6 protein-coding genes are annotated in these 5,592 nt (G+C 42.2%); 5 read left to right on the top strand and 1 reads right to left on the bottom strand.

Annotation, left to right across the window (positions count from 1 at the left end):
• From MRT15_RS09365 to MRT15_RS09345, 5 genes are all read left to right on the top strand, one after another.
• Positions 1 to 815: DUF72 domain-containing protein (locus MRT15_RS09365; RefSeq protein ID WP_304329825.1), on the top strand; the 815-nt coding region annotated here is incomplete at its 5' end.
• Between the two features lie 76 nt (positions 816 to 891).
• Entirely contained in the window at positions 892 to 1,566 is a 675-nt protein-coding gene (locus MRT15_RS09360; RefSeq protein WP_304329824.1) for a hypothetical protein, read from the top strand.
• Positions 1,567 to 1,580: 14 nt separating this feature from the next.
• Entirely contained in the window at positions 1,581 to 2,930 is a 1,350-nt protein-coding gene (locus MRT15_RS09355) for an FMN-binding glutamate synthase family protein (RefSeq protein ID WP_304329823.1), read from the top strand.
• Positions 2,931 to 3,043: 113 nt separating this feature from the next.
• On the top strand, positions 3,044 to 4,186 hold the full coding sequence (locus MRT15_RS09350; RefSeq protein ID WP_304329822.1) for an Ldh family oxidoreductase: 1,143 nt from the start codon (positions 3,044 to 3,046) through the stop codon (positions 4,184 to 4,186).
• 2 nt (positions 4,187 to 4,188) lie between these two features.
• Positions 4,189 to 4,803 carry a hypothetical protein gene (locus MRT15_RS09345; protein WP_304329821.1) on the top strand — a complete coding sequence of 205 codons (615 nt, stop codon included), beginning with the start codon at positions 4,189 to 4,191 and terminating at the stop codon, positions 4,801 to 4,803.
• Here MRT15_RS09345 and MRT15_RS09340 read toward each other — a convergent pair.
• On the bottom strand, positions 4,798 to 5,463 hold the full coding sequence (locus tag MRT15_RS09340; protein WP_304329820.1) for a CehA/McbA family metallohydrolase: 666 nt from the start codon (positions 5,461 to 5,463) through the stop codon (positions 4,798 to 4,800). The two genes, MRT15_RS09345 and MRT15_RS09340, sit on opposite strands and share 6 nt — an antisense overlap.
• Positions 5,464 to 5,592 lie beyond the last annotated feature (129 nt).

Here is a 5,592-nt window from a genome sequence, read left to right as displayed (position 1 = left end):
GCTCCAATCCACAAGTTAATATTCGCGTTCCCACAATAATATTATTTTGGTGTGGAGTATTGCATGTTCATGTTGGATGTTGTGGATTCAGCATTTCAAGGAAGAGGTATTATAGCCTATTCGATGTTGTTGAGCTTCAAGAAACATTCTACGATCCACCAAACATCGATAGGCTTAAAGCTTTGAGATCTGAAGCTCCAAGCAATTTCACATTCACATTGAAGTGTTGGCAGGCCATTACGCATCCACTCAGCTCCCAAACTTGGAGGAGGGCTAAACAGGTTCCAGATAAATCCCTAAGCGATAGGTATGGATTCCTAAAGCCCACAAAGGAGGTTTTTGAAGCTTGGAATATGGTTTTGGAGGGGGCTAAAGTTTTGGATGCAAAGGTCATTGTAATACAAACTCCACCAAGCTTCAATTGCACTGATGAAAACTACAATAATGCAATACAATTCTTCTCAGTAGCCTCATCATCAAATATAATTTTAGGTTGGGAGCCTAGGGGGGATTGGCTTGAGAAGCCTGAAAGAATATTGGATGTGGTTGGTAGGTTTAAGAATGTAATTCACATTGTGGATCCATTTAGAGCTAAACCAGCACTTGTTAAGGATAAACTTTACTTTAGACTTCACGGTATAGGTGGGGGCGAAGTGAACTATAGGTATAAGTATACGGATGAAGATCTATCAAAGTTGAAGAGTATGATAATGGATTATAAGGTTCAGGGGGCTTCAGAATTCTACGTAATGTTCAATAACGTTTACATGGCTGATGATGCATCAAGATTTAAGCAGTTGGTGGAAGTTCTGTAGGGTGTGGGCTTCCATTCATCTTGTATTTCGAAATCCTTATATATATTGTGGTAAATATGCTCACTCGGGGATTACTGTGGTTTCTGTGGCGGTTTCCGAAGTTGAGATCGATGCCTCAAATCTCTCCCTTAGAGAGGTTAATGCAAAGATTCGTGAAGCTGTTGGTAGGGGGTTGAGGGTTCATTTGAAGAATGCCAGTCACATATATGGTCTTGCAGCTGGGCTTAAGTCTGGAGATATAGTTATTGATGGTGATGCTGGAGATTACCTTGCAATGCTTAATGGTGGGGCTAAGATTACAGTTAATGGTAATGCTGGCGATTATGTTGCTGATGGAGCTTGGTCTGGTGAAGTCATTGTTAAGGGTTGTGTGGGTTACGGTGCATCCATGTATGCTTATGGTGGTGTACTTGTGGTTTATGGTGATGCTGGTGATGCTGTTGGACAGATACTTAAGGGTGCCACTGTAATCGTTAATGGTTGTGCCGGTGATTCAATAGGGCTCTACATGGTTGGTGGAGACATAATAATTGTTGGTGATGCTGGTAAGCTTGTTGGAGACTGGATGATTAGGGGTTGCATTTATGTTGGGGGGAAGTATGAGAGTTTAGGTAATAATGCTAAGGAAGCTGAATTGACTGACGATGATATTAAGAAGCTTTCAAACCTATTCAACAAGTATAATGTGAAGGCAGATCCATCGAAGTTTAAGAAGATAGTTCCATTATCCCTAAGACCATTCTATGGGTGAGGGGGGTGGGGTGAATGTCTACACATCCATTATATGCTAAGATAGCCAGTAAGAGGTATGGTGAAACACCATATAAGGAGGTTTGGGAAGAGATTAGGTATAGAGCTGAGACTGGGAAGTACATTATAAGGGGGTTTGGATATTCTGGGAGGCTTCCACACTTCGACGATCTACTACTGGTTCCAGCACATCTAGCACCACCAGCACCTGTGGATACGTATAGGGAGAAGGTTGATACAAGCGTAGTCATTGGTGGTGGGATGGTTGAGAAGCCAGTGAAACTGCAGACTCCAGTCTTAATTGCCGCAATGAGTTACGGTGCCACCAGTAGGGAATTCAAGCTTGCATGTGCAAAGGCAGCTAACATGACTGGTACAGCCACAAATACTGGTGAAGGTGGAATGGTCTTCACGGTGAAGGATAATGGTGAAATAGAATATACAGAGTATCAGTATACAAAGCCCAATGGATACCTAGCAGTTCAATTTGCATCTGGAAGGTGGGGTGTGAGCATAGACTACCTATTAAACAGCGACATTATAGAGGTTAAGTATGGTCAGGGAGCTAAACCTGGGATGGGTGGACATCTATTGGGGGAGAAAGTTACTGAGGAGATAGCTAGAACTCGTGGAATCCCTGTGGGGACTGATTGTCTAAGTCCATCTAGACACATGGATATAAGATCCCTAGAGGAACTCAAGAAGGTTATAGGGATAATTAGGGATGTTATTGGATATGAGAAGCCTGTTGGAATTAAGTTTGGACCTGGGAGGGTTTATAAGGATGTTTATATGGCTGCCCAATGCGACATAGATTTCGTTGCAGTTGACGGTAAGTATGGTGGTACTGGTGCAAGTCCAGATCACGCTATACAGAATGTTGGTCTACCAACCATAGCCATAATACCTGCAGCTGATAGGGCTTTGAGGGATGCTGGGGTTAGGGATAGTGTGACTCTAATAGCTTTGGGTGGATTTAGGGATGGTGGCGATGTCGCTAAGGCATTGGCTCTTGGAGCTGATGCTGTAGCTTTAGCTTCAGCCATAGAGATAGCTGCTGGATGCACATTGTGTGGTCAATGTTCATTGGGTAAATGTGCTGTTGGTATATGCACGCAAGATCCAGAGCTTAGGAAGAGGTTTGGTGGGGGTAAGGGGATAGATCAAGGGGCATTATGGATTTCCAATTACATACATGCTGTGACTAAGGAGGTTGCTCAGATAGCTGCTGCCATAGGGCATAAGAGCATTAAGGAATTCAATAAGGAGGATTTGAGGGCAATAACAGTTGAAGCTGCAGCAATATCCGGTGTGAAGTTGGCTGGATTGGAGGATTACGTGCTTCCACAGTGGAAGTGGTTTTAGAAGAATCCAATACACATAATATCCCACATTTTTTCATTTCCAAGATGCATTTATTCATATGGTAAAGATGATTTAATATATTCCCTGAAATTAACTTCATATTTGGTGGTTTTTTGACTTTTGAACTTTATGAGCGTGAACCCCCAATACCTCCAAGTGAGTTTGTACGTGTTGGGGCTGATGATTTAAGGAGCTTTGTATCAAGCATATTTAGGGCTTATGGCGTTCCTGAAAATGATGCTGATGTGGTTGCTGATGTGCTTGTAACTGCAGATTTGTTTGGGATTTCAAGTCATGGTGTTCAGAGGGTTTCAAGGTATATTGGTGGGATAAAGTGTGGTAACGTTAATGTTAAGCCTAAAATATCATTTCATGGTAGGGGTGCTATTGGCGTTGTTGATGGTGATAATGGTTTGGGTCAAGTTGTGGGCGTTAGGTGTGTGGAGTTTGCTTTGGAGAGGGTTAGGGATTATGGTTTAAGCCTAATACTCGCAAAGAATAGTAATCATTATGGGATTGCAGGGTACTATGCTTTGAAGATCCTTGATGCTGGATTTATAGGTTTCTCCTCAACGAATTCTGATAAGCTTGTTTCATACGTTAATTCCCTTGGAAGATTTCTGGGTACAAACCCCATTGCCATAGCTATTCCAACACCGCACCCCCCACCAATACTCTTCGATGCAGCTACATCAATAATTCCTGTTGGCAAGATTGAAATGTACTCTAAGCTTGGTAAAAGCATCCCTGAAGGTTGGGTTATAGATTTGGAGGGGAATATGCTTTCAGGGGATGCTAAAAAAGTTCTCGAATTGATTAGGGGGTATAAAGCTTCAATACTCCCACTGGGTGGTTTGGGCGAAGATTATGGTGGCCATAAGGGTTCAGGATTAGCCTTCATTGTAGACATAATCTGTGGGGTTCTATCTGGAGCTGCTTGGGGTATTCACGTTGGATACACCATTGGTAGTAGACCTGCAAATGTTGGTCATGCCTTTGCAGCCATAGACATCGAATCAATAATGCCCAGAAGTGAATTCCTATCCAGAATTGAGCAGTACATCAATGAAATTAAATCTCTACCAAAACATCCAAAGGCTGATAGGGTTTGGATTCCAGGTGAGAAGGCTTGGTTGACAATGCAGACTAGACTCAAAATTGGAATACCAATACACTTAAACGTATACAATGAATTGAATAATATCGCTGCGGAATCCGGTTTAACTAGGGAGTTGAAGATAATTTCGAGGTGCTAATTTTGGAGGAGGCTTTAAGCAAGATCCCCTCCTATAGTCGGGAGCTTGGATTGAATTTGAGGGTTAAAAGTGATAGGTTTAAGTGGTTCATTGCATCAATGCTATATGCCAAGAGGATATCATCGAAGATTGCCAGTGAAACTTTTAGGAGGTTTGTGGCTGAGGGTTTGACTGATCCAAATAGCATAATGAGTGCTGGTTGGGATAGGATTGTGGAGGTTTTAGATTCAGGTGGATACGTTAGATACGATTTCTCCACGGCCACAAACATACTTGAGAATATGAGGATGCTCATGGAAAGGTATGATGGGGATGTTGATAGGATACATGAATATGCATTGGATTCAATGGATTTGGAGGAGAAGCTCATGGAGTTTAGGGGCTTTGGACCTGTGGCTGTGAACATTTTCCTGAGGGAGCTTAGGGGGATTTGGGTTAAAGCAGACCCAAAACCTTCAAGCTACGCTAAGATTATGGCTTCAAAACTTGGGTTAAGTGATGACATCATGCGTAGATATGAGTCTCAGCTTGTTAGGCTATATATTGAATATTGTAAATCTAAGAGTTGCAGTGAATGTCCAATTCAAAGTTTATGCCCAAACCCCAATCATTTATGATTCCATTCCCCCATCGCGGTATAGGATTTGTTTGAATGCTATTGAAATTCTACTCCTAATGCTTGATAGTCTCCCAGTAATCTTCACCCTCCCCACTCTTATGGCTTCCAGAATTTCTTCAACACCCTCCCCCTCAGCATCTATTATTGTATATGCGTTTCCAATGCATTCTGGTTGGTGTGCATCGCTTCCAGCAGTCATTGGCACATTCACCCTTAATGCCATTTTCAATCCTCTTCTAAGAATGAATTTTGATGGGTAATTGGAGTTTATGGCTTCAATGGCATCCGGCTTCCCATTAATCCACCTATTAATTCCATGGATTTTTGTGGCTGGATGGGCTATTATCGATATTCCCCCTTCACTTCGAAGCCACTCCACAGCATCCTCATATATTGCACGTCTCTTCCCCCATGGATTCCATTTAACCCCTAGGGCTAGTATGTGTCCAGCATCTGTCTTCAATTCGAATCCAGGTATAACTATTAGCTTTAGCTTCTTAGCGTAATCTTTAGCTTCGAAGAACCCCTTTGTGGTTTCATGGTCTGTTATGGCTATTCCATTTAACCCCCTCTTATAGGCTGCCATGAGAACTTCCTTTACGCTTCCATTTCCATCTGAATGGTTTGTGTGTACGTGTAGGTCTATTTTCAGTTTCAACCCGTTATTCTCCACCTGAGAATATCATGGATATGTAATCTCCAATTATATGTGCCACAACCACAACTGTTAAGGCTATTATCACATGTTCAGCTATCATTTCCCACTGTTTCCCTTTTCTTCTACCTA

The organism is Candidatus Culexarchaeum yellowstonense (assembly GCF_024707025.1).
Classification (GTDB): domain Archaea; phylum Thermoproteota; class Methanomethylicia; order Culexarchaeales; family Culexarchaeaceae; genus Culexarchaeum.
The sequence above is the reverse complement of the archived record's forward strand: the minus strand, read 5'-3'. Positions and strand labels throughout refer to the sequence as shown.